The organism is Pandoraea morbifera (genome assembly GCF_902459575.1).
Lineage (GTDB): Bacteria > Pseudomonadota > Gammaproteobacteria > Burkholderiales > Burkholderiaceae > Pandoraea > Pandoraea morbifera.
In genome coordinates, this window is sequence record NZ_CABPSD010000003.1 from 111,285 (window position 1) to 135,513 (window position 24,229).

26 protein-coding genes and 1 riboswitch are annotated in these 24,229 nt (G+C 65.4%); of the genes, 13 read left to right on the forward strand and 13 right to left on the reverse strand.

Features of this window, described 5'->3' with window-relative positions; translation table 11 throughout:
* Window positions 1-15 precede the first annotated feature (15 nt).
* From PMO31116_RS06620 to ureG, 10 genes are all read left to right on the forward strand, one after another.
* Window positions 16-696, forward strand: coding sequence for an amino acid ABC transporter permease (locus PMO31116_RS06620; RefSeq protein ID WP_150566035.1), 681 nt, complete (start codon window positions 16-18; stop codon window positions 694-696).
* Complete coding sequence (locus PMO31116_RS06625) at window positions 693-1,343, forward strand: amino acid ABC transporter permease (protein ID WP_023598017.1); 651 nt, start codon at window positions 693-695, stop codon at window positions 1,341-1,343. The genes PMO31116_RS06620 and PMO31116_RS06625 overlap by 4 nt, the downstream gene beginning before the upstream one ends.
* On the forward strand, window positions 1,330-2,052 hold the full coding sequence (locus PMO31116_RS06630) for an amino acid ABC transporter ATP-binding protein (protein WP_023598018.1): 723 nt from the start codon (window positions 1,330-1,332) through the stop codon (window positions 2,050-2,052). Before PMO31116_RS06625 ends, PMO31116_RS06630 begins: the two co-directional genes overlap by 14 nt.
* Before the next feature lie 159 nt (window positions 2,053-2,211).
* Complete coding sequence (locus PMO31116_RS06635; RefSeq protein ID WP_039407388.1) at window positions 2,212-2,514, forward strand: urease subunit gamma; 303 nt, start codon at window positions 2,212-2,214, stop codon at window positions 2,512-2,514.
* A 204-nt stretch (window positions 2,515-2,718) separates the two neighbouring features.
* Window positions 2,719-3,324, forward strand: coding sequence for a HupE/UreJ family protein (locus tag PMO31116_RS06640; protein WP_425494777.1), 606 nt, complete (start codon window positions 2,719-2,721; stop codon window positions 3,322-3,324).
* A gap of 41 nt (window positions 3,325-3,365) precedes the next feature.
* Window positions 3,366-3,671 (forward strand): urease subunit beta, encoded by a 306-nt coding sequence (locus tag PMO31116_RS06645; RefSeq protein WP_023598021.1) that lies wholly within the window; start codon window positions 3,366-3,368, stop codon window positions 3,669-3,671.
* Window positions 3,668-5,368: an urease subunit alpha gene (gene ureC, locus PMO31116_RS06650; protein ID WP_150566037.1), complete on the forward strand. Its 1,701-nt coding sequence runs from the start codon at window positions 3,668-3,670 to the stop codon at window positions 5,366-5,368. The genes PMO31116_RS06645 and ureC overlap by 4 nt, the downstream gene beginning before the upstream one ends.
* A gap of 7 nt (window positions 5,369-5,375) precedes the next feature.
* Window positions 5,376-6,206 (forward strand): urease accessory protein UreE, encoded by an 831-nt coding sequence (gene ureE, locus PMO31116_RS06655; protein WP_150566038.1) that lies wholly within the window; start codon window positions 5,376-5,378, stop codon window positions 6,204-6,206.
* The gene (locus PMO31116_RS06660; protein ID WP_150566039.1) at window positions 6,175-6,900 is read left to right on the forward strand and encodes an urease accessory protein UreF; all 726 of its coding nucleotides are present in this window, start codon (window positions 6,175-6,177) and stop codon (window positions 6,898-6,900) included. The genes ureE and PMO31116_RS06660 overlap by 32 nt, the downstream gene beginning before the upstream one ends.
* Before the next feature lie 176 nt (window positions 6,901-7,076).
* Window positions 7,077-7,715, forward strand: a complete 639-nt coding sequence (gene ureG / locus PMO31116_RS06665) for an urease accessory protein UreG (RefSeq protein ID WP_150566040.1) — start codon at window positions 7,077-7,079, stop codon at window positions 7,713-7,715.
* A 57-nt stretch (window positions 7,716-7,772) separates the two neighbouring features.
* Here ureG and PMO31116_RS06670 read toward each other — a convergent pair whose 3' ends face one another.
* The 12 genes from PMO31116_RS06670 to PMO31116_RS06725 all read right to left on the reverse strand — a co-directional run bounded on the left by PMO31116_RS06670 (window position 7,773) and on the right by PMO31116_RS06725 (window position 19,863).
* A complete protein-coding gene (locus PMO31116_RS06670) occupies window positions 7,773-8,690 on the reverse strand; it encodes a TraB/GumN family protein (RefSeq protein WP_246185192.1) in 918 nt (305 codons plus the stop codon).
* 80 nt (window positions 8,691-8,770) lie between these two features.
* Complete coding sequence (locus tag PMO31116_RS06675; RefSeq protein WP_246185174.1) at window positions 8,771-9,799, reverse strand: peptide ABC transporter ATP-binding protein; 1,029 nt, start codon at window positions 9,797-9,799, stop codon at window positions 8,771-8,773.
* The gene (locus PMO31116_RS06680; protein ID WP_150566042.1) at window positions 9,796-10,809 is read right to left on the reverse strand and encodes an ABC transporter ATP-binding protein; all 1,014 of its coding nucleotides are present in this window, start codon (window positions 10,807-10,809) and stop codon (window positions 9,796-9,798) included. Before PMO31116_RS06680 ends, PMO31116_RS06675 begins: the two co-directional genes overlap by 4 nt.
* Window positions 10,806-11,726, reverse strand: coding sequence for an ABC transporter permease subunit (locus PMO31116_RS06685; RefSeq protein WP_150566043.1), 921 nt, complete (start codon window positions 11,724-11,726; stop codon window positions 10,806-10,808). The genes PMO31116_RS06680 and PMO31116_RS06685 overlap by 4 nt, the downstream gene beginning before the upstream one ends.
* A 12-nt stretch (window positions 11,727-11,738) precedes the next feature.
* Window positions 11,739-12,743 (reverse strand): ABC transporter permease subunit, encoded by a 1,005-nt coding sequence (locus PMO31116_RS06690; protein ID WP_150566044.1) that lies wholly within the window; start codon window positions 12,741-12,743, stop codon window positions 11,739-11,741.
* Between the two features lie 190 nt (window positions 12,744-12,933).
* On the reverse strand, window positions 12,934-14,574 hold the full coding sequence (locus PMO31116_RS06695) for an ABC transporter substrate-binding protein (RefSeq protein ID WP_150566045.1): 1,641 nt from the start codon (window positions 14,572-14,574) through the stop codon (window positions 12,934-12,936).
* Window positions 14,575-14,781: 207 nt separating this feature from the next.
* The gene (gene metF / locus PMO31116_RS06700) at window positions 14,782-15,612 is read right to left on the reverse strand and encodes a methylenetetrahydrofolate reductase [NAD(P)H] (protein WP_023598032.1); all 831 of its coding nucleotides are present in this window, start codon (window positions 15,610-15,612) and stop codon (window positions 14,782-14,784) included.
* 27 nt (window positions 15,613-15,639) lie between these two features.
* Complete coding sequence (locus PMO31116_RS06705; protein WP_150566046.1) at window positions 15,640-16,455, reverse strand: TlyA family RNA methyltransferase; 816 nt, start codon at window positions 16,453-16,455, stop codon at window positions 15,640-15,642.
* A 46-nt stretch (window positions 16,456-16,501) separates the two neighbouring features.
* Window positions 16,502-16,861, reverse strand: a complete 360-nt coding sequence (locus PMO31116_RS06710) for a phage holin family protein (RefSeq protein WP_023598034.1) — start codon at window positions 16,859-16,861, stop codon at window positions 16,502-16,504.
* 133 nt (window positions 16,862-16,994) lie between these two features.
* Window positions 16,995-18,410: an adenosylhomocysteinase gene (gene ahcY / locus PMO31116_RS06715; protein WP_150566047.1), complete on the reverse strand. Its 1,416-nt coding sequence runs from the start codon at window positions 18,408-18,410 to the stop codon at window positions 16,995-16,997.
* 31 nt (window positions 18,411-18,441) lie between these two features.
* Window positions 18,442-18,566: riboswitch (S-adenosyl-L-homocysteine riboswitch) on the reverse strand.
* 122 nt (window positions 18,567-18,688) lie between these two features.
* Window positions 18,689-19,372 (reverse strand): LrgB family protein, encoded by a 684-nt coding sequence (locus PMO31116_RS06720; RefSeq protein ID WP_023598036.1) that lies wholly within the window; start codon window positions 19,370-19,372, stop codon window positions 18,689-18,691.
* Window positions 19,373-19,407: 35 nt separating this feature from the next.
* On the reverse strand, window positions 19,408-19,863 hold the full coding sequence (locus tag PMO31116_RS06725) for a CidA/LrgA family protein (RefSeq protein WP_150566048.1): 456 nt from the start codon (window positions 19,861-19,863) through the stop codon (window positions 19,408-19,410).
* Window positions 19,864-20,060: 197 nt separating this feature from the next.
* Here PMO31116_RS06725 and PMO31116_RS06730 point away from each other — a divergent pair, with 197 nt between their 5' ends.
* From PMO31116_RS06730 to PMO31116_RS06740, 3 genes are all read left to right on the forward strand, one after another.
* Entirely contained in the window at window positions 20,061-21,005 is a 945-nt protein-coding gene (locus PMO31116_RS06730) for a LysR family transcriptional regulator (protein WP_150566049.1), read from the forward strand.
* A 184-nt stretch (window positions 21,006-21,189) separates the two neighbouring features.
* Window positions 21,190-21,963 carry an exodeoxyribonuclease III gene (locus tag PMO31116_RS06735; protein ID WP_150566050.1) on the forward strand — a complete coding sequence of 258 codons (774 nt, stop codon included), beginning with the start codon at window positions 21,190-21,192 and terminating at the stop codon, window positions 21,961-21,963.
* Between the two features lie 116 nt (window positions 21,964-22,079).
* The gene (locus PMO31116_RS06740) at window positions 22,080-22,817 is read left to right on the forward strand and encodes a hypothetical protein (RefSeq protein WP_150566051.1); all 738 of its coding nucleotides are present in this window, start codon (window positions 22,080-22,082) and stop codon (window positions 22,815-22,817) included.
* Between the two features lie 16 nt (window positions 22,818-22,833).
* On the opposite strand, the gene PMO31116_RS06745 is transcribed toward PMO31116_RS06740, so the two are convergent.
* A complete protein-coding gene (locus PMO31116_RS06745; protein WP_023598041.1) occupies window positions 22,834-24,129 on the reverse strand; it encodes an AmpG family muropeptide MFS transporter in 1,296 nt (431 codons plus the stop codon).
* Window positions 24,130-24,229: the final 100 nt, after the last annotated feature.

Here is a 24,229-nt window from a genome sequence, read left to right on the forward strand (position 1 = left end):
GGTCCCCGGTTCCCCATGCATTACGTTCTCGACTTTGCCGATCTGCGGCAATACCTGATGCTGTTCGTGCGCGGCGCCGCGCTCACGATGGCGCTCACGGCCGTTTCCACGGTCGTGGGCGTGATCATCGGCGCCCTGTGCGCCGTCGCCCGCGAGACGGGCACGGTGTGGCTCAGGGCGATCGCGGGGCTGTACGTCGAACTCATCCGCAACACGCCGTTCATCGTTCAGCTGTTCTTCATCTTCTTCGGCCTGCCGAGTCTCGGCATTCACATCGACGAGACCACGGCCGCGATCCTTGCCATGAGCGTGAACCTCGGGGCCTATGCCACCGAGATCATCCGCGCGGGCATGCGCGCCGTGCCGCGCGGTCTTTCCGAAGCCGGTCTGTCGCTCGCGATGACGCGAGGCCAGATCCTGCGTCACGTGATCCTGCCGCAGGCGTTCGCGAAGGTGTTTCCCGCGCTCGCCAGCCAGATCGTCATCGTGATGCTCGGGTCCGCCGTCGTTTCGCAGATCTCGGTCCCCGACCTCTCGTACGCCGCCAACTTCGTGCAGTCGCGCACCTTCCGCGCGTTCGAGAGCTACCTGATCGTCACCGCGCTCTATCTCGTGCTGGCCATCGTGCTGCGTCGGGTGCTCATGCGCTGCGCGCGGCGCCTGTTTCGAGGCACGGCCAAGGGAGGCGCACGATGATCGAGTTCTCGATCTGGGACATGCTGCGCGGGTTGCTGCTTGCCGCGCGCTGGACGCTCGCACTCTCGGCCATCGCCTTCGTATGCGGAGGACTGGTCGCGCTGGCACTGCTGGTGGTGCGCGTGGGACGCGTGTCGTGGGCCGCGCGCGCCGTGGCGCTTTACATCGAGGTGTTCCAGGGCACGCCATTGCTCATGCAGCTGTTCCTGGTGTTCTTCGGACTGCCGCTGCTCGGCCTGAACGTCTCGCCATGGGTCGCCGCCGCAGTCTGCCTGACGCTCTACACGAGCGCCTATCTCACGGAAATCTGGCGCGGCTGCGTCGACGCCGTGCCGCACGGCCAGTGGGAGGCGTCGTCGAGCCTGGCCATGCGATACGGCGAGCAGTTGCGTCACGTGATTCTGCCGCAGGCGCTGCGCATCGCCATCGCCCCGACGGTCGGGTTCTCGGTGCAGGTCGTCAAGAGCACCGCCCTCGCGTCGATCATCGGCTTCGACGAGCTCACCAAGACCGGCACCATGCTCACCAACGCGACGTTCCAGCCGTTCACCGTGTACGGCCTCGTCGCCATGTTCTACTTCGCCGCCTGCTATCCGCTGTCGCTGTGGGCGCGTCATCTCGAAAGGAAACTCCATGTCGCTCATTGAAGTCAGGGGCATGCAAAAGCGCTTCGGCGAAACCCCCGTGCTCAAGGGAATCGACATGGACGTCGAGCGCGGCCAGGTCGTCTCGATCATCGGCAAGAGCGGCTCGGGCAAGAGCACGCTGCTGCGCACGCTCAATGGCCTGGAGCGATTCGATGCCGGAAGCGTCGCCGTGGACGGCGTGCACGTCGGCGCGCGCGACACCGACCTGCGCGCGCTGCGCCTGAAGGTCGGCATGGTGTTCCAGCAGTACAACCTCTTTCCCCACCTCTCGGCCGGAGAAAACGTCATGCTCGCGCAGAAGGTGGTGAAGAAGACCGCCGGTGCCGAGGCACGCGAGATCGCCCGCGCCATGCTCGCCAAGGTGGGCCTCGCCGACAAGTTCGACAGCTATCCGTCGCAACTGTCGGGCGGGCAGCAGCAGCGCGTGGCCATTGCCCGCTCGCTGGCCATGCGCCCATCGGTGCTGCTGTGCGACGAGATCACCTCGGCGCTCGATCCCGAGCTGGTCGCCGAAGTGCTCAAGGTACTCGAAGACCTCGCCACCGAAGGCATGACGCTGATTCTGGTGACACACGAAATGCGGTTCGCCCGCCACGTTTCGGATCGCGTGGTGTTCATGCACCAGGGCAAGATCTGGGAGTCGGGCGCGCCCGAGACCCTTTTCACGCAGCCGGCGACGCCGGAGCTGCAGCGGTTCATCTGCCAATGACCCTGCCGCCCGGCACGGCCCGCGTCGCCCTTGCCCGGCACGGTTTTGGTGCGCGAACCGCGCGTGTGCGATCGATATGGCGCGCGGCCCGACTCGTGCTTATGATGAGCGGCTGCAGCGTTGCTCCCATGACCCTTTCGCATTGAATTTCACGTCAAGATGAAGCTCACCCCACGAGAAAAAGACAAGTTGCTGATCTTCACCGCGGCGCTGCTCGCGGAGCGTCGGCGCGCACGCGGCCTGAAGCTGAACTATCCCGAGGCCGTGGCCTTCATCAGCGCCGCGCTCATGGAAGCCGCCCGCGACGGGCGCACCGTCGCCGACCTGATGCACTACGGCACCACGCTGCTCACCCGCGACGACGTGATGGAGGGCGTGCCCGAGATGATCCCTGACATCCAGGTCGAGGCCACGTTTCCCGACGGAACCAAGCTTGTCACCGTGCATCACCCGATTCCCTGACGTCCGTCGATGCGCGAACCGGCGCCGTCGGTTCGCATGCACCGATGACGCCCGACCATTCGGGGCGATCGCGCGCGACACGCACGACCGCACTCGATGGCCGGACAACATCCGATAACCGACGCCGTGTCGTCAACCACTCACTTGAAAGGACGTCTCATGTCACTGGTCCGCCCCCCGCTCGTCATCGCCGACTCCGGCACCGTGTCCGTCTCGCGCCAACGTATCGCGCGTGGTCTCGCCGGTCTGGCCCTGCTCGCCGCGTCGGGCGCCGCACTCGCGCACCCGGGTCATCCCGGCCACGACGCGGCGACCAGTTTCGCCGCAGGCTTCATGCACCCGCTCTCCGGTGCCGATCACCTGTGCGCGATGATCGTCGTGGGCTTGTGGAGCTCGCTCACTGCCCGACGCGTCTGGCTCGCCCCGCTCGCCTTCGTGGCGATGCTGGCCGCAGGCGGCCTGCTCGGCATGTCGCACGCGCTGGCGCTGCCCGGGGTGGAGCCGATGATCGCTGTCTCTTTGCTCGTGCTGGGTCTGCTGCTCGCCACGCGCGCGCGATTGCCCGGTTGGGCGGGCGCCGCCATCGTGGGCGCGTTCGCGATCTTCCATGGCTTCGCGCACGGCGTCGAGTTGCCGGCGCAGGCCAGCGCCATGCATTACCTCGCCGGCTTCGTGCTGGCCACCGGCGTGCTGCACGGCGTGGGCATCGCTGCCGGCGGGGCGCTGCGCCGTCGCTCGGCATGGCTGCCTCGCGTGCTGGGCGCAGGCGTGCTGGCCTACGGCGCGACGCTGCTCGCGGCCGTGGCCTGATGTCGCGGACATCGGCTCTCGCCATCATCTCGGAGACCCACATGATTCCCGGAGAACTCTTGCCCGCCGCAGGCGAAATCACGTTGAACGCGGACCGTCCCACGATCCGCGTCACCGTGGCCAACACCGGCGACCGGCCGGTCCAGATCGGCTCGCATTTCCATTTCTACGAGGTCAACGACGCACTGCAATTCGACCGTGAGTCCACGCGCGGCTTTCGTCTGAACATCGCGGCCGGCACCGCGGTGCGCTTCGAGCCCGGCCAGCAGCGGACGGTGGAATTGGTCGCGCTCGCGGGCGAGCGGCGCGTGTTCGGTTTCGCAGGTCGCGTCATGGGGGCGCTATGAAAATCTCTCGCCGCGCGTACGCGGAAATGTTCGGCCCCACGACCGGCGACCGGCTGCGTCTGGCCGACACGGAACTCATCGTCGAAATCGAGCGCGACTTCACGATCTACGGCGAAGAAGTGAAATTCGGCGGCGGCAAGGTGATTCGCGACGGCATGGGGCAATCTCAACGTCCCCGCGCCAACGTGGTGGACACCGTCATCACCAACGCCGTGATCATCGATCACTGGGGCATCGTGAAGGCCGACATCGGCCTCAAGGACGGGCGCATCTGGGGCATCGGCAAGGCCGGCAATCCCGACATCCAGCCCGGCGTGACGATTCCGCTGGGCGGCGCCACCGAAGTGATCGCCGGCGAGGGCATGATCGTCACGGCCGGCGGCATCGATTCGCACATTCACTTCATCTGTCCGCAACAGATCGAAGAGGCGCTGTCCTCGGGCGTGACCACGCTGCTCGGCGGTGGCACGGGCCCGGCGACCGGCACCAACGCCACGACCTGCACGCCAGGGCCGTGGCATCTGGAACGCATGCTCCAGGCCGCCGACGGCTGGCCGATCAATCTCGGCTTTCTCGGCAAGGGCAACGTGAGCCAGCCCGAGCCGTTGATGGAGCAAATCGAGGCCGGCGCCATCGGGCTGAAGCTGCATGAGGACTGGGGCTCCACACCCGCGGCCATCGACGCCTGCCTGTCAGTCGCCGACGCCACCGATACCCAGGTCGCGATTCATACCGACACGCTCAACGAGGGCGGCTTCGTCGAAGCGACCGTGGCCGCGATCAAGGGACGCACGATCCACACGTATCACACCGAAGGCGCCGGCGGCGGTCACGCGCCGGACATCCTCAAGGTCTGCGGCGAGGCGAACGTACTGCCGTCGTCGACCAACCCGACGCGGCCGTACACCATCAACACGCTCGACGAACATCTCGACATGCTGATGGTCTGCCATCACCTCGACCCGGCCATCGCCGAGGACATCGCCTTCGCGGAGTCGCGCATCCGGCGCGAGACGATCGCGGCCGAGGACATCCTTCACGATCTGGGCGCACTGTCGATGATCTCGTCCGACTCGCAAGCCATGGGGCGCGTGGGGGAAGTGGTCATGCGCACCTGGCAGACGGCGCACAAGATGAAGGTGCAGCGCGGCGCGCTCGGCCCGGACACCGGCGATGCGGACAACTTCCGCGTCAAGCGTTACGTCGCGAAGTACACGATCAACCCGGCCATCACGCACGGCATGGCGCATGAGATCGGCTCGGTCGAAGTGGGCAAGTGGGCCGACCTGGTCCTTTGGGAGCCGGCGTTCTTCGGCGTCAAGCCGTCGCTGATTCTCAAGGGCGGCATGATCACGACGGCGCTCATGGGCGACCCCAATGCGTCGATCCCGACGCCCCAGCCGGTGCACTACCGCGAGATGTTCGGTGCGCGCGCCGGGGCCATGGCGCGCACTTCGCTCACGTTCGTGTCGCAGGCAGCGTACGATGGCGACGTGGCCGGACGTTACGGTCTGACCAAGCGCGTGGTGCCGGTGCGCAATATCCGGCAGGTCACCAAGGCCGACATGGTGAACAACGCCTGGCTGCCGCACATCAGCGTCGACCCCGAAACCTATCAGGTCATCGCCGACGGACAGTTGCTGACGTGCGAGCCGGCGACCGTGTTGCCCATGGCGCAACGCTACTTCCTTTTCTGAACCCACCATGGCGCAAGACCCCGAATCGCCCTCCTCGCCGGATCCGGCAACATCGTCCACGGCACTTCGCCGCGTGGAGAAACACTTTGCCGCCGGGCGCATCGCCGCACCGCTCGCCCGTCGCGCCCCGGCCCTCGTGCTGCCGTTCGACGCGCGCAGCAAGAGCCGCCTGCGCGCCACGCTGGAGACCGGCGAAGACGTTGCACTGTTCTTGCCCCGCGGCACCGTACTGCGCGGCGGCGACGTGCTCGTGGCCGACGACGGCGGATTCATCCGCGTGGAAGCCGCCCCCGAAACGGTGCTGCTCGTGACGGCTGCCACGCCGCTGGCGCTCACGCGCGCGGCGTACCATCTCGGCAACCGTCACACGCCGGTGGAAGTGGGCGACGGATATCTCAAGCTCGAACACGACCCCGTACTGCGCGACATGCTCCTGCGCCTCGACGTCGACGTCGCCGAGGCGCTGATGCCGTTCGAGCCCGAAGCGGGCGCCTACGGCGGCGGTCATAAGCACGGGCACGATGCCACCTTCGCTGAGGACTTCGCGCTCGCACAGCGCGTCTTCCACGAGCATCACGGACACGCCCACGATCATGACCATCCGCATGGGCATTCGCACGATCACGATCATGGACATTCGCACGGCGCGGCATGTCAGCACGATCCGGCGCATGGCCCCGGCTGCGCGCACACGCAAGACACCTCGCATGGTCACACCCATGCGCATGGCGCCGCATGCGGGCACGATCACTCGCACATGCCGCACGACCGGACCGACGAACCGGCTTCCCAAGTGAGTCCTTCCGATGACGGCCAGTCTCGCCAGTCCACTCGCTGAGCCCGTCGCCGACGCGTCGCTCCAGTCGCTTGCCGCGCTGTTGCATCTTGCATCGCCGGCGCTCCCGATCGGGGCCTTCAGCTATTCGCAAGGTCTGGAAGCCGCCGTCGAACACGGCATCGTTCACGATGCCCCCAGCGCCGAGCGCTGGATCGCCAGTCAGCTCGAGGGGGTTTTCGCCTCGGGCGAACTGGCGCTGCTCGCGCGGCAATGGCGTCATTGGCAGACGGACGACGCCGCTGCGCTCATTCGCGTGAACGACTGGCTGCTGGCCACGCGCGAAGCGGCCGAGCTGCGCGCGGAGACCGAGCAAATGGGATGGTCGCTCACGCAATTGATCGTTTCGCTCGAATGGGGCACCCCTATGCAGCGCGAGCGTCTGTCGGCGCTGCGTCCGATCGCCCTGCCGACGGCATTCTCGCTTGCCGCGCTGGCGCATGGCGCCACGCTCGCCGATACGCTGGTCGCCTACGCGTTCAGTTGGCTCGAGAATCAGGTGGCCGGCGCGCTCAAGGCGGTGCCGCTCGGACAACTCGCCGCACAGCGTGTGATCGTGGCGTTACGGCCACGCATCGTGGCGGCCGCTCGTCGCGCCATGGCGTTGCCGGATGATCGAATCAACACGTTCTCTCCCGCGCTCGCGATTCTCGCGTCGCGTCATGAGACCCAGTACTCGCGGCTGTTCCGGTCATGAGACGCGAGCGCTGCATCGGGATCGCGGCCGGCGCGACCGCATCCTCGCTCATCGCGCGCTTGCGCGCGAATGCGTTCCACGGCATCACATGATTGACTCGCTGTTGACTCGATATTGACCAGCACCTGGCCGTTTTCCACGAATCCGCTACTTTCACCGCCACCACGACATTCGCCATGACGACCACTGCCAACACCCGTCGTACCAAGAAGAATCCGCCGCTGCGTGTCGGCATCGGAGGCCCGGTCGGCTCCGGCAAGACCACCCTGACCGAGATGCTCTGCAAAGCCATGCGCGAGCGCTACGATCTCGTCGTGATCACCAACGACATCTATACCAAGGAGGATCAGCGTCTGCTGACCGTTGCGGGTGCATTGGCACCGGAGCGCATTCTCGGCGTGGAGACGGGCGGATGCCCGCATACGGCGATCCGCGAGGACGCGTCGATCAACCTCGAAGCCGTCGACCGGATGCTGGACCGCTTCCCCGACGCGGACGTCGTCTTCATCGAGTCCGGCGGCGACAATCTCGCGGCCACCTTCAGCCCGGAGCTCTCGGATCTCACGATCTATGTGATCGATGTGGCCGGCGGTGAGAAGATCCCGCGCAAGGGCGGCCCCGGCATCACGAAGTCGGATCTGCTCGTCATCAACAAGACCGATCTCGCCCCGTACGTGGGCGCCTCGCTCGACATCATGCGCTCGGACACGCAGAAAATGCGCGGCATGCGTCCGTTCGTGATGGGTAACATGAAGGAAGGCAAGGGCCTTCAGGAGATCATCCGCTTTATCGAGGCGCGGGGGATGTTGGCATAAGTGGGCGCCAGACCCGGCGGTTCGTTCGACCGCCGGCATCGCGATATCCGGCGCGAGCTATCGCTGCGCCACCGAAAACCCATGCTCGCGCAGCAGTTGCAACACGCCGTGCGGACCGCCAAGATGCAATGTACCAATCGCCACGAAAACCGGCTTGCCCGGGTCGGCGAGGAACAGCATGCGCGCCAGAAAGCGCCGGTTTCGCGAATACAGGATGCGCTCGTCGATGGCGTCGGCCAGGGCCACGTTGCGCCGCACCTGCGCCGCCTTGCTCTGCGACCAGTCGAAGACCAGTTCCGCGTCCCCCGCTCGCCAAAGGCGGTGCAACTCCTCCACCTGCGCCGTCGCCTTCTTCGGAGTGAGCACCAGCTCCTGTGCCAGCAACTCGTTCTGCTGCGCGGGCGTGAGGCCGGTGAAAGCGTCCATCTGCTCCGCCAGCGACTCGAGGCCGACGATGCGGCCGCGATAGATGTTCTCCAGCTGGTTCTCGGTGCCGTACTCCGTTTGCAGGTCGGCCCCCATCGAATCGAGTGTCTCGACGAGCAGCGCCGCCAGCCACGGCCGCATGTGACGAATCTCGGCAAGCATTGCCGGATTGCCCTTGAGGCGCGCGCGCAACTTGCGCCAGAGCGGTGCCGGAATCAGGCGGGGCAGACACGACCGCGCGCACATGCCGTACTTCTGCACGTCGTCCTGCGACATCGTCAGGTCGTCCGGCGAAAGCTCGAACGCCACCGTCTTCGACACGCGCAGTGCATCGACCACGACCTTGCGGAACGGATAGTCGTCGGGCTTGCCGACGTGCAGGGTGCCCATCACGTAGATGGTCATATCGCCCTTGCGGGCTTCGTAGAACGGGAGATTGGCGCCCGGCGGCGCCTCGCCGGGCTCCGGAACCACCAGCGGCAGCGTGCGCGGCGCGATCGCGCGGGGCGTCCCGGTCGACGCCGCATCCAGCGTGACGGCGAGCGCCATCAACAGGCAACCGAGCAGCCAGCCGGTCAATGCAACGCCCCGACGAACGTGCGTCGCGCGTGGTGGTCCACCCAATCTCGTCATCCCTCAATGTCTTCGACCCGATGGCACGCCACCAGACGTCCTTCGAGCTTGCGCAGTTGCGGCACTTCTTCACGGCAGTGGTCGACTGCGTACGGACAGCGCGGCGCGAACGCACACCCCGGCGGCGGTCGCAAGGGCGACGGCAACTCGCCGATCAACGGGATCTTGACCCGCCGCTCGGCCGCCTTGATCGCCGGCGTGGCCGACATCAGCGCCTTGGTGTACGGATGCAGCGGCTTGCCGAACACGGCGGCCTTGGGACCGTGTTCGACCGCGCGGCCGAGGTACATCACCATGACGTCGTCGGCCACATGCTCGACCACCGCGAGATTATGCGACACGAATACGTAACTCGTCGCGTATCGGTCCTGCAAATCCATGAAAAGATTCAGGATCTGTGCCTGAATTGAGACATCCAGGGCCGAAACAGGCTCGTCGGCGACCACGATGGCCGGTGACAGGATCATCGCCCGCGCGATCGCCACCCGCTGCCGCTGCCCGCCCGAGAACATGTGCGGATACCGCGCCACATGCTCCGGGCGCAAGCCGACCGTGCCCATCATCGCTGCAATCTTCTCACCCCGCTCGGCGCGGCTGAGCGACGTGTTGATGGCCAGCGGCTCGTCGAGCGCCTGCCCCACCGTCTTGCGCGGGTTGAGCGACGCGTACGGGTTCTGGAACACCATCTGCACCCGCGTGCGCAGCGGCGCCAGCTCGCCGGCCGATGCCGACGTGGTCTCGGTCGCGTCGACGACGAGTCTGCCCGACGTGGGCGGCTCGATCAACGTCAATACCCTGGCCAGCGTCGATTTGCCGCACCCGGACTCGCCGACCACCGCCAGCGTGCGACCCGCCGCAAGCTCGAACGACACGCCATTGAGTGCCCTGAGCGTCGCCTGCCCGCGCAGTAGCCCGCGGTTCACCGCATAGCAGCGCGTCAGGTCATGCGCGGACAGCACGACACGCCCCTGCCCCGCCGGCGCCGGCGGGGTCTCCGGAGGCGTCGCGAAAACGGTTTCACTCATCGCACACCCCCTGCCACTCGATCGCCCGCCACCGCATGCGGCAAAGGCTTGAAGCACCGCACCGTGGGCGAGCCCACTCCACTCGTCATGCCCGGCGCCGCGTAGGGCTCGAGCGCCGGCTGCACCGTGCGGCAACGATCGTCCGCGTATGGACAGCGCGGCGAGAGCAGACAGCCCGCCGGGCGGTCGTCGCGTCCGGGAACCACGCCCGGCAACGTACGCAGTCGACGCACGCCCCGGTTGTGCTCGGGAATCGCCGAGAGCAGCGCTTCGGTGTAGGGGTGATGCGGGGCGTCGAAGAGTGCCGGCACCTGCTGCACTTCGATCACCTGGCCCGCATACATCACCGCCACGCGGTGCGCGACTTCGGCGACTACCGCCAGATCGTGGGAAATCAGCACGAGCGACATGCCGTAATCCTTCTGCAACTGGAGCAGCAGCGCCATGATCTGCGCCTGGATCGTCACGTCGAGGGCCGTGGTCGGCTCGTCGGCAATCAGCAGTTTCGGTCGGCAGGCGATCGCCATGGCAATCATCACCCGCTGGTTCATTCCGCCGGACAACTGGTGTGGATACGCCCCCAGCCGGTTGGCCGCGTCGGGAATCTCGACCTGCTCGAGCAACTCGACGACGCGCGCTCGAAGGGCGCGGCCGCGCAACCCCATGTGACGGCGCAACACTTCGCCGATCTGATAGCCGATGGTGTAGCTCGGATTCAGGCTGGTGAGCGCGTCCTGGAAAATCATCGACACGTCGCGCCCAACGATGTTGCGGCGCTCGCGTGCCGACGCATGCAACAGGTCGCGGCCGTCGAAGCGCACTTCGTCCGCGAGGACACGCCCTGGCGCGTCGATCAGGCCCATGAGCGCGAGCATCGTCACGCTCTTGCCCGAGCCGGATTCGCCGACCACGCCAAGGATCTCGCCCTGGCCGACGTCGAGGTCGATGGCGTCGACCGCGCGCGCGCCGTCGAAGTCGACCGACAGATTTCGAATGGAGAGCAGATTCATGCGATTCGCTTCAGTTTGGGGTCGAGTGCATCGCGCAGGCCGTCGCCGACCAGGTTGATCGCGAGCACCGAAATGACGATCGCCAGTCCCGGCAGCGTGACAATCCACCAGGCACTTTCCATATAGTCGCGCGCCGACGCGAGCATCGAGCCCCACTCGGCGAGCGGTGGCTGCACGCCCAGACCGAGAAAGCCCAGCGCCGCGGCGTCGAGAATGGCCACCGAGAAGCTCAGCGTGGCCTGCACGATCAGCGGCGCCGCGCAGTTCGGCAGCACCGTCGAGAACATCAGCCGCAGCGTTCCCGCTCCGGCCATGCGTGAGGCCACGACGTACTCGCGCTGCAACTCGCCAAGCGCCGCGGCGCGCGTGAGACGCACGTACGCGGGCAATGTCACGATCGCGATGGCGATCGTCGTATTGGCCAGACCCGGGCCGATCACGGCCACCACCGCCACCGCCAGCAGCAGCGACGGCAGCGCCATCATCATGTCCATCAACCGCATGATCGGCGTATCGAGCCAGCGCTGGAAAAACGCCGCGAGCAGCCCGAGCAGAATGCCCGGAATCAGCGAGAGCACCACGGACGACAGACCGATCCAGAACGACAGGCGCGCGCCGAAAATCAGGCGCGAAAGGATGTCGCGACCGGCCTCGTCCGTACCCAGGAGGAACCGGGCGTTACCGCCCTCGAACCACGCGGGCGGAATCTTGACGAAGTCGCGATATTGCTCGATCGGGCTGTGCGGCGCGATCAGCGGTGCCAGAATGGCGGCCGCGAACATCAGCAGGAGCACCACGGCCGCGGCCGTGGCGCCGCGGTTCGCGGTAAAACTGCGCAGGAACTCCCGGAATACGCGCGCGCGAGGTGTCGCGGTCACGGCGGCGGGAGGCGGCAGCGTGGCAGGCGTGTCACTCATCGTTGACCTCCTTCAGTGCCGAATGCGCGGGTTGACGACGCCGTAGAGCACGTCGACCAGCAGGTTGACCAGAATCACGCCCGTCGCGATGAGCAGGATGCCGCCCTGCACCACCGGATAGTCGCGACGAAGAATCGCGTCGATCAGCCATTTGCCGATGCCGGGCCACGAGAACACGTTCTCGGTGAGCACCGCGCCGGCGAGCAGCGTGCCGACCTGCAGTCCGATCACCGTGATGACCGGGATCAGCGCATTGCGCAACGCATGCACGACGATCACGCGCCAGGGCGACAGCCCCTTGGCGCGCGCCGTGCGGATGTAGTCTTCGCGCAGCACTTCGAGCATGGCCGAGCGCGTCATGCGCGCAATCACGGCCAGCGGCACCGTGCCGAGCACAATGGTCGGCAGGATCAGGTGGCTGAGCGCCGAGGAGAATGCCCCCTCGTCGCCGGAGAGCAGCGTGTCGATCAACATGAAGCCGGTCACGCTCGGCACGTCGTACTCGACCCCGATGCGCCCGGAGACCGGCGTCCATTGCAGATTGACGGAGAACAGCATGATGAGCAGCAACCCCCACCAGAAGATCGGCATGGAGTAGCCGGTGAGTGCCGCGCCCATGGTGGCGTGGTCGAGCGTCTTGCCGCGTCTGAGCGATGCGGCCACGCCGGCGGGCAGGCCCACGACCAGTGCGAAGATCATCGCGCAAAGCGCGAGTTCCAGCGTAGCGGGAAAACGGGCGAAGAACTCGTGCAGCACACCTTCGTTGGTGACGATGGAGCGCCCGAGGTCGCCTTGCGCGGCGTGCTTCAGGTAGACGAAGTACTGGGTGGTGAGCGGCTGGTCGAGCCCGAGCCGCTTCATCGCCTCGGCGTGCATGACGGGGTCGAGATTGCGCTCGCCCACGAGGACTTCGATCGGATCGCCGGGGATGAGGTGAATGAGCGCGAACGCGAGCACGGTGATCCCGATGAAGGTCGGGATGACCATGCCCAGTCGTCTCAGGACGAATCTCAGCATAGGAGGGTTCCGTGGGGGCTTCGCGCACCGCCCGCCCCCGGCGCAGGGGCCAGCGGTGCTGTGCCGCGTTAATCAATCGTCGGCGCGTTGCCGACGTGGTGCGACCGCCGACCCCGGGCGCGGCGGCCCGGGCGGCGGTTCGACGCCGGTCGGCGCGCGGGGCGCCGGACCGGTCGATCGTGTCGCGGACTCAGTTCAACGAGACGCCCGCAAAGCTGTTGCGGCTGAACGGGCTCAGCTTGAAGCCCTGCACGCTCGTGGACATCGGCTTGTACTGCGTGGAGTGCGCGATGGGCGAGAACGGCAGTTGCTGCGCGAAGATCTCCTGCGCCTGCATGTAGAGCTTGGTGCGCGTGGCCTGATCGGTCGTCTGACGCGCCTGCTTGATGAGGTCGTCGAAAGGCTTGTAGCACCACTTCGAGAAGTTGTTGCCGTTGATCGAATCGCAGCCGAGCAGCACGCCGAGCCAGTTGTCCGGATCGCCGTTGTCGCCGGTCCAGCCGATGAGCAGCGCATCGTGTTCGCCGGCCTTGGCGCGTTTGATGTACTCACCCCATTCGTACGTGACGATGTTGGCCTTCACGCCGATTTTCGCCCAGTCGGCCTGGATCATCTCGGCCATGAGTTTGCCGTTCGGGTTGTACGGCCGTTGCACCGGCATGGCCCACAGCGTGATCTCCATGCCCTTCACGCCTGCCTTGTCGAGCAGAGCCTTGGCTTTCTCGGGATCGTAGCTCGCCTGCTTGATGTTCTTGTCGTAAGACCACTGCGTCGGCGGCATCGGGGCACCGTTCGACAACTGACCGGCCGAGCCGTAGACGGACTGGAGAATCGCCTTCTTGTTGATCGCCATGTCGAGCGCCTGACGCACTTCCACGCGATCGAGCGGCTTCTTCTGCACGTTGTACGCCACGTAGCCGAGATTGAAGCCGACCTGGTCCGGCATCTTCAGCTTCGACGCCTTGCCTTGCGACTGAATCTCCGCCTTGAGCGCATCGACGTCCGCCGGACGCGGATACGTCGCCACCTGGCACTCGTTGCGCTTGAGCTTCTGGATGCGAACGTTCGCGTCGGTCGTGATCGCGAAGATCAGCTTGCTGACCTTCGGCGGCAGGCTCGTGTTCCAGTAGTCCTTGTTGCCGTCCAGGCGCAGCGTGGCGTCCTTCGTGTAGCTGCGGAAGATGAACGGGCCGGTGCCAACGGGCTTGAGCGCGATGTCGCGCGCGTTGTTGGCGGCGAGCAGCTTGTCCGCGTATTCCTTGGAGAGGATCGACGCGAACGACATGGCCAGGTTCTGGATGAACGGTGCGTCGACCTTCTTGAGTACGAAGCGCACGGTGTACGGATCGACGACCTCGATGCGATCGATGTCCGCCTGCAGGCCCATGTCGACAAAATACGGGAATTCCGCCGGGTACGCCTTGCGGAACGGCATCTCGCGATCGGCCATGCGGTCGAACGTGAACTTCACGTCCTCGGCGTTGAAGTCGCGGGTGGGTGTGAAGTAATCGGTCTTGTGGAACTTGACGCCCTTGCGCAGATGGAACGTGTAGACCTTGTTGTCGGGCGAGATATCCCACTTCTCCGCGAGCGACGGCATGACGCCGGTTTCCCCGGGCACGAAAGCGATGAGACGGTTGTAGATGGCGTCGGCGGGATCGAAATCCGTGCCGGTGGTGAGTTGCCCCGGATCGAAACCGGCGGGGCTGCCCTCGGAGCAATAGACGAGGGTCTTGTTCGGGAGCTCGACCGCCGCGGCGGGCGGGATCACGGCCGCACCGGCAAGCAAGGTCGCAGCCAAAAGCAAACGCAGGGTGTGAGTCTGTTTCATAGGCTCCTCGAAATTTGATTTGTTATGACCCCCGGCGACGATCCGTCGCCAGGTTCACGGGGATATTACTGAAGCTTCCCGTGCGTCACAACACGCCAAATCCCTAGCAAACCGCCTATTTGTGGTGTTTTTGGATAGGAAATCACTCATTTATGATTAGAATTGACTTCCTAGACACCCCTGCGTTGGCAAACGATTGCGTGCGCCCTAGAGGCCGAGACGCTGCCACATCGCCTTGGTCGCCGATGCCGCGTTGAGCGTATAGAAGTGCAACCCGGGCGCCCCGCCGGCAAGCAGACGCTCGCAAAGGCCGGTCACCACGTCGAGCCCGAAGGCGCGGATCGCCTCGCGATCGTCGCCGAAGCCCTCCAGGCGCTTGGCGATCCAGCGCGGCACTTCGGCGCCGCACATTTCCGAGAAACGCATCATCTGCGAGTAATTCGTGATCGGCATGATGCCCGGCACGATCGGCACCTGCACGCCCAGGCGTGCCACGTCGTCGACGAACCGGAAATACGCGTCCGCATTGAAGAAGTACTGCGTGATCGCGGCGTTGGCCCCGGCTTTCACCTTGTTGGCGAAATGCTCCAGGTCCAGGCGGGGCGAGCGCGCCTGCGGATGGTATTCCGGGTAGGCCGCCACCTCGACGTGGAACCAGTCGCCGGTCTCGGCGCGGATGAACTCCACGAGCTCCGACGCGTAACGAAATTCACCGATCTCGCCCATGCCCGAGGGCAGGTCGCCGCGCAGCGCCACGATGTGGCGGATACCGTGCTGACGGTATGTCTGCAGGATCTCGCGGATGTTCTCGCGGGTCGAACCCACGCACGACAGGTGCGGCGCGGCCTCCACGCCTTCGCGCTGGATTTCGACGACGGTGTCGAGCGTGCCCTGCTGGGTCGAACCGCCGGCGCCGAACGTCACGGAGACGAACTTGGGCCCGAGCGGGAACAGCTGCTGACGCGTGGCGCGCAGCTTCTCCGCGCCATCGGCCGTCTTGGGCGGGAAGAATTCGAAACTGAAGGAAGGTTGCGTCATGATCGTCTTGTCATCTTGGGAGCCCCATCACACGCGCCTGGCGTGCACGAAGAACTCCCGGTTGCCGTCGCCGCCCGCGATGGGACTGTCGAGCCATGCGGCGACCGTCAGTCCGAGCGATTCACAGGCAGTGCGGATTTTTGTCTCCACTTGCGCATACTGCGCAGCGTCCTTCACGAGCCCGCCGCGGCCGACATGCTCGCGTCCGACCTCGAATTGCGGCTTGACCAGCATCAGCAGGTCGCCGGCCGGGGCCAGCAACGGCGCGAGCGCGGGCAAGACCAGCGTGAGCGAGATGAACGACACGTCGCCCACGATCAGGTCGAAGCCGGCTTCCGGCACGGCTTCCGGCACGGCGTCCGGCGCGCTCGCCGTTGCGAGACGCTCGTCGAGCAACTCGCGCGACAGGTGCCGCGCGTTGATGCCCTCGAGCGACACCAGCCTCCGCTCGCTCGCGAGACGCGGATGCAACTGTCCATGCCCGACATCCACCCCGACGACACGCGCCACGCCCGCCTGCAGCAGACAGTCCGCGAAGCCGCCGGTCGACAGGCCGACGTCGAGGGCCACGCGGCCACCGACGCCAAGCCCCGTCTGCGCGAGCGCACCGGCGAGTTTCAGGCCGCCGCGAGACACGTAGCGATCTTCGTCGGGCAGTCCATCGGGCGCCGCCCGCACTTCGATGTGCTCATCGTCCGCCACGATCTGGCTGGCCTTCTTCAACGCCGTTTCGGTGCCGGCGTAATACACGCGTCCGGCATCGATGAGGCGTTGAGCGGCGGTGCGGGATGCGGCCAGTCCCCGGCAGACGAGGGCCTGATCGGCACGAAGCGCTTGCGACATGACTACGGGTTTCCTGCAAGAAGCGGGCGACGGCGATGCGCCGCCATTACACGTTGGTGGCTCGCTCGCCGCCGAACACCAGCGCCGACAGAATCCACGAGATCAGGCTGTACAGCAGCGAGCCGAAGAGCGCCGCCCAGAAGCCCGAGACTTCGAAACCCTTCACGACATGCGAGGCCAGCCAGAACAGCAGCGCGTTGATCACGAAAATGAACAGCCCCAGCGTCAGCACCGTGACCGGCAACGTCAGGATGACGAGCAGTGGGCGCAGGAACGCGTTGATCAGGCCGAGCACGACCGCAACGATCAGGGCCGTACCGATGCCCTTGAGCTGGATGCCCGAGACGACGTAGGGCAGAACGAGAAGCGCGATGGCATTGATGAGCCAAATCAGCAGCAAACGCATGGCAAGCTCCGAAGAACAGGCCGGTGCGGGAGGTCGCTCCCTGCACCGACAGTGGTGAAACCGCGTCCGACAGCGCCGGGCGGCCCGCACGCCGACGCTTGCGCGTCAACGCCGGCCGCCCGGTACGTGTCGATCAGTAGCGATAGTGCGCCGGCTTGAACGGGCCGTTCTTGTCGACGCTGATGTACTTCGCCTGATCGTCGGTCAGCACGGTCAGCTCGGCGCCGATGCGACCCAGGTGCAGGCGTGCGACCTTTTCGTCGAGGTGCTTGGGCAGCACATACACACTGTTCTTGTACTTCGCGCCGTGCACGAACAGTTCGATCTGCGCGAGCGTCTGGTTCGTAAACGAGTTGCTCATCACGAACGACGGGTGGCCGGTGGCGCAACCCAGGTTCACCAGACGCCCCTCGGCCAGCAGGATGATGCGCTTGCCGTCCGGGAAGATGATGTGATCGACCTGCGGCTTGATGTTTTCCCACTGGTACTTGCGGGTCGACGCCACGTTGATTTCCGAGTCGAAGTGACCGATGTTGCACACGATGGCCTGATGCTTCATCGCGAGCATGTGGTCGTGATCGATCACGTGGAAGTTGCCCGTTGCCGTCACGAAGATGTCGGCCTTGTCGGCGGCGTACTCCATCGTCACCACACGGTAGCCTTCCATGGCGGCCTGCAGTGCGCAGATCGGATCAATTTCCGTGACCCACACGGTGGCGCCCAGGCCGCGCAGGCTCTGCGCGCAGCCCTTGCCCACGTCGCCGTAGCCCGCCACGAGGGCGATCTTGCCGGCGATCATCACGTCGGTGGCACGCTTGATGCCGTCGACCAGCGACTCGCGGCAGCCGTACAGGTTATCGAACTTCGACTTGGTGACCGAGTCGTTCACGTTGATGGCCGGGAACGGCAGCACGCCGTCCTTTTCCATCTGGTACAGACGGTGCACACCGGTGGTGGTCTCTTCGGTCACGCCCTTGATCTGCGACAGGCGCTTGCTGTACCACTGCGGATCGATGGCCAGATGACGTTTGATCGACGCGTACAGCGCGACTTCTTCCTCGTTGGTCGGGTTGCCCACGACCGAGATGTCCTTCTCGGCCTTGCTGCCCAGAATCAGCAGCAGCGTGGCGTCGCCGCCGTCATCGAGAATCATGTTGGCGAACTCGCCATTCGGCCATTCGAAAATGCGGTGGCTGTATTCCCAGTACTCGTCGAGCGATTCGCCCTTGAACGCGAACACGGGAATACCGGCGGCGGCAATCGCGGCGGCGGCGTGATCCTGCGTCGAGAAGATGTTGCACGAGGCCCAGCGCACTTCAGCACCAAGCGCGACGAGCGTCTCGATGAGCACGCCGGTCTGGATCGTCATGTGAAGCGAGCCGGCAATGCGCGCACCCTTGAGCGGCTGGCTGGCCTTGAACTCTTCGCGCGTGGCCATCAGACCCGGCATTTCGCTCTCGGCGATGGTCAGCTCTTTGCGGCCCCAGTCGGCCAGCTTGATATCGGCAACGTGGAAATCGGAAAATTTCGAATCGACTACGGCGTTCATCACGCCTCCTTTCTCTAAAGTCTAGATAGTTGGGACGTGAGCGCCGTTCTTGGGGCCCACACGCCAACGATCCGGGGGAAACCGGCGGCCGGCGGGGCCAATGGGAAGGGTCTTGAGCCTGGCAGCGGATTCGCTGTCGCAACGCTCCTCAAGACCCCGGCATTGTAGCAAAACTGAGGCACGGCGTCGGCGCCGCGGCGACGCGCGAAGGGTTATTTTCGACGTCTTCGATGGGAACGGGAAAGGGCAAGGGCGATGGCGGTCGGGCCGCCCGCCGCTCAGAGCGGCAGATGCGTGAGCAACGGTGCGGCGAACACCATCACGATGCCGTTGATCATCATGACGAGGCTGGCGACCACGCCCTCCTCGTTGCCGATCTGGCGTGCCTTGGCGGTGCCGAAGCCATGAGCCCCCGCGCCGAACGGCGCGCCGCGCGCCATGCGGGTGCGCAGCGGCAACCACGACAACAGCGCCTCGCCGAGCAGCATGCCGATGAAGCCTGTAATGATCACGAAGAGGCCAACCAGGTCGCGCGAGCCACCGACCTGATCCGAGACCGCCAGCGCGAACGGCGTGGAGATCGAGCGGGCAAGCAGGCTTCGCGCCATCTCCGGCGGCAGTTCGAACAGCCGCGCCAGCACGAACGAGCTGCCCACGGCCACAACCATGGCAACGAGCACGCCCACGATCAGCGCGAAGGCATGACGGCGGATGATGTCGCGATGCTCATAGATCGGCACGGCGAACGCGATGGTCGTGGGCCCGAGCAGCCACACGAGCCAGCGCGAGTCGGAGATGTACGTCTTGTAGGAAATGTCGCCGCCGACCATGACGATGATGAGCAGCACCGGCGCGAGAATCGCCGGGCCGAGCCACACCTTGCCGAAACGCGCGTGGAGGCGCTTCGACACGTAATAGAAGACAACGGTCAGAACGAGCAGCAGCAGCGCCGTATGATTCATGGCTGGACTCGGCAGAAGCGGTGGTACGCGATGCCTCAGCGCACGTCGTGGACGTGGGCGCGGCGGGCCGGGATGCGCACCAGCGCGCGCTTCAGGTGGCGCTCGGCGCGACACGCGAAGTCGACGGCCAGGGCGGTCGAGACCATCACGAGCACCGTGCCCACGCCGATCACGGCAAGCAATTGCAGGCCCTCATGACGCAACAGATCGGTGTATTGCATGACGGCGGCGACCATTGGCACGAAGAACAGGATCATCTCGGCCAGAAACCAGTCGGCGCCACGCTTGATCTTCTCGGTCTTGAGCACGCCGCTCATGAGCAGCGCCACCACGGCGAGCAAGCCGAGCACGCCACCGGGCAGCGGCAAATGAAAATGCCGCGATGCAGCATCGGCCATCAGGTAAATGCCTGTGAGGAGCGCGGCCTGCCACACCACGTCCACAATGCGCTTGCTACGGCTGTACAGACGGCTGGCGATCATCTTGGTCATGGTGGACTCCCTAGGGTTTACATCAACATGGATAGCAGTATAGGAAGCGGTGCAACATAAATATAATGAATTAGCCTCATGAAATTGATTCCAATATGGAATAATTTAGGTATTAACCCTTATAGTGCATGCAAGAGGCTGGCAGGACGGGCCGCTTCGGCAAAATGCACCGATGCGGTGCAAACGAGTGAACCAACATGGAACTGCGTGCGTTGCGAGGATTTGTGGAAGTTGTGCGACAGCAGAGCTTCACGGCGGCCGCCGAGGCCTTGTTCGTGACCCAGCCAACGGTCAGCAAGATGGTCAAGGCGCTGGAAGACGAATTGGGCACGCCGCTGATGTTGCGCGAGGAGCGCGGCATGGGACGTCGGCTTCAGTTGACCGATGCCGGGCGCGTCGTGTTCGAGCGGGGCCAGGACGTGCTGGCCGCCTACGCGAGGTTGCAGCAGGCGTTGGCCGACCTCGAAACGGTGGCGCGCGGCGAGTTGTCGATCGGAATTCCGCCGTTGGGCGGCGACCTGTTCATCCCGGTCATCGGTGCGTTTCACCAGCACTACCCGGACATCGAGATGAAACTCTTCGAGACCGGCTCGCGCGCCATCGAGCAGGCGCTGCTGGCGGGAGACATCGAACTGGGCGCGGTGCTGCTGCCGGTCGATCCGACGATTCTCGACGTGCTGCCCGTGTGCCATTACCAACTGCGCCTCGTCGCGCCGCGCGAGTCGCGCTGGGACGGGCGAGCGTCCGTCGGGCTAGGTGAATTGCGCGACGAGCCCTTCGTCTTCTATGGGGAGGGTTTCGCCCTTTCGGAACTGGTGATCGCCGCGTGCCGCCGCGCGGGGTTCACGCCGAAGATCGCGGGTCGCTCGAGCCAGTGGGACTTCATCGCCTCGATGGTGGACAACGGCGTGGGGGTGGCGCTGCTGCCCGAGCCATTCTGCGCGCGACTCGATCCCAAACGCTTCGTGATCGTCGATGTGCGCGATCCGGAAATTCCATGGGATCTGGCCATGGCATGGCGGCGCGATTCCTATTTGTCGCACGCCGCGCGGCGCTGGCTCGCACTCGCGCGCGACATCCTCGGCCCGGGTGGCGACGGCGAAGCCAAGGCCGCCATCGCCGGCGCGGCGCGACGCAATTGATACGGCCGCGCCGTCGCCGCCTGCCGACGCCACCGGGGCGGACGACATTCCAATGTCTTCGCCCTCGCGAGGTACGGCCCAACCCGATCGGCGGCGCCCTCGCCATCCGACACGGCGCGGCGATTGCGGTATCCTTGCCGCTGACCATTTCCCCCAGCCGCGCGAGCGCGGCGCATCGATACTCATGCGCATCATTACCGCGAATCTGAACGGCGTGCGATCGGCCGCCAAGAAGGGCTTTTTCGAGTGGTTCGGCAACCAGCAGGCCGACATCCTGTGCGTTCAGGAAATCAAGGCCCAACTACCCGACATGACGCCGGACTTCCTCAAGCCGCACGACTATCAGGGTTACTTCCACTTCGCGGAGAAGAAGGGCTACAGCGGCGCCGGCGTGTACGTGCGCCGGGAGCCTGACGACATCCTCATCGGCTGGGGCAACGCCGAGTTCGACGCCGAGGGCCGTTATGTCGAAGTGCGCTACGGTTCGTTGTCGGTGATCTCCGTGTACGTTCCGTCGGGTTCGAGCGGAGAGGAACGTCAGGCGGCCAAGTTCCGCTTCATGGCCGACTTCATGCCGCATCTGCTGGCACTGAAGGCCGCGGGCCGGGAAGTCGTGCTGTGCGGCGACGTGAACATCGCGCACAAGGAAATCGACATCAAGAACTGGAAGGGCAACCTGAAGAACTCCGGTTTCCTGCCCGAAGAGCGTGCGTGGCTTACGCAGTTGTTCGACGAACATGGCTACGTCGACGTCTTCCGCACGCTCGACCCGCGTGCGGACCAGTACACGTGGTGGAGCAACCGCGGTCAGGCTTACGCGAAGAACGTGGGGTGGCGCATCGATTACCAGATCGCCACGCCGGGCATCGCGAGCGCGGCGAAGACGACCTCGGTCTTTCGCGACATCAAGTTCAGCGATCACGCGCCGCTGATCGTCGACTACGACCACGCCCTGTAAGACAATACGGCGCCTGGCGCGAACGCGCCCGGGTCCGTTTCACATCCGAGTCACTACCCCATCGCAGACTCACGCAAACCGCCGCGCGCATGCCGCGTGGCCGAACGTGACTTTCCATGACGACCCTTCTTTTCTGCACCAGCTACATCAAGGATGCCGACGCCTGGCGGACGCGATATCGACGCTGGCTCGACTTCTACCGCGACGGCCCGATCGCGGCCGACCGGATGATCATGATCGACGACGGTTCGCCATGGCTGCCCGAGCCGGACGTCTTGCCGACGGTGTCCGCCGAGCGTGATCCCGGGGCACTCGAAGCGAAGCACTGCATACTGCGCTTCGCGACCAACCTCGGACGACAAAGCATGAGCGCCTATCCCGGCTGGTGGCGCAGTTTCCTGCATTCGCTCACGGTGGCGAAGGCCATGGGCGCGGACAAGATCGTGCACATCGAATCGGACGCGTTCACCATGAGTCAGCCGCTCGCGGACTTCATCAACCAAACGCGCTCGGGCTGGCATGTCCTGTGGGCGCAGCGGTACGCCATGCCGGAGACCGCCATTCAGGTGATCTGCCAGGACCAGTTCGACGCGATGGAAGCCTTCCGCGATTCGCATCCCGACCTGGACTTCCCCGACATCGCGGAGCGCATCCTGCCATTCACGTCGGTGAACCGCACCTTCAAGGGTGACCGGTACAGCGAATTCAAACGCAACCGGGGCATCTTCCGTTCGCGCAAGTTCAACTTCCTGCCGATCTTTCAGTGGGATTTCTTCTGGGAGCCGATTCCCGCCGATGCAGACTTCGCCACGCAGGTGGTCGAGCGTCAGCGAGTGAGCTTCCGCGGCGGCTGACGCCGCCCGAAGCCCCTCAGTGCGGCGCGCTCGGCGCCAGTTCACCGTTGCCGTCGCCGTCGTCCGCGCCCCACGGGGCGACCTTGGGCAGCAACAGCATGCCGGGCAGCGCCAGCACGGTACAGATGAGAAAGAACGTCAGCCAGCCCACGCCGTCCACGATGTAGCCAGTGCCGGCATTCGCGAACGTGCGCGGCACCGACGCCAGACTCGTGAACAGCGCGAACTGCGTCGCGGTGTAGCGCGGATCGGTCGTGCGCGCGATGTAAGCCGTGAACGCGGCCGTGCCGAGCCCGGCGGTAAATGCCTCGAACGCGATCACCGCACCCAGGCCCGAAATAACGGGCCCGGCTTCCGCCAGCCACGCGAAGCCCAGCACCGAGACGAGTTGCAGCACGCCGAACACCCACAACCCGCGGTTGATGCCCAGCTTGATCAGCCAGATCCCGCCGATGATGCCCCCCGCCACGCTCGCCCACAGGCTGGTGGCCTTGGCCACCACGCCGATCTGCGTCTTGGTGAAGCCCAGGTCGAGATAGAACGACGTCGCCAGCGACGTCGCCATCGAATCGCCCAGCTTGTAAAGGAAAATGAACGCCAGCACGAGCAGCGCCTGCGACCAGCCGCCGCGCGAGACGAACTCATGGAACGGCTCGATCACCGCCTCGCGCAGGGTCTTCGGCGGCGTGCCTCGAATTTCCGGCTCTTTCACCACGAGCGTCATGACGATACCCGGCAGCATGAACGCCGCCGTTGCGAAGAACACCTGCGCCCAGGGCAGATGGTCGGCCATGATGAGCGCGAGCGAGCCCGGCACCAGCCCCGCGACCTTGTAGGCATTCACGTGCATCGCCGTGCCGAGGCCCTGCTCGCGATCCGACAGGAGTTCGCGTCGGTAGGCGTCCAGACAAATGTCGAGACTGGCGCTGAAGAACGCGAGCGCCGCCGCGAGCGCCGCGATCGTCATCAGGTCGCGCTGCGGCGAATAGGTGCCCATGAGCGCCACCGCACCGGCCACGAGCAACTGCGTGACGAACATCCAGCCGCGCCGCCGCCCCGGCTTCCAGCCGAAGATATTGGGCGCGAAGCGATCCATGAGCGGCGCCCAAAGGAACTTCCACGTATAGGGAAACTGGATGAGCGCGAACAGGCCGATCGCCTTGAGATCCACATGTTCGCTGCGCAGCCACGCCTGCACGAGATTGAGCAGGATGAACAGCGGCAGGCCGGAGGTGAAGCCGAGAATCACGCAGATGAGCATCCGCGTGGGGTGGAAGACACGCCCGTCGTCGGGCGGCAGCGAATCGGTCATGGGAAAGACAATAGGGGCCGGCCGACGACGGTGCGCGGCACCCGGCCCTGATTGACCTCACCCGTCAGGGGCCAGGCGCTTCGCTGTCCCGCCGATTGCC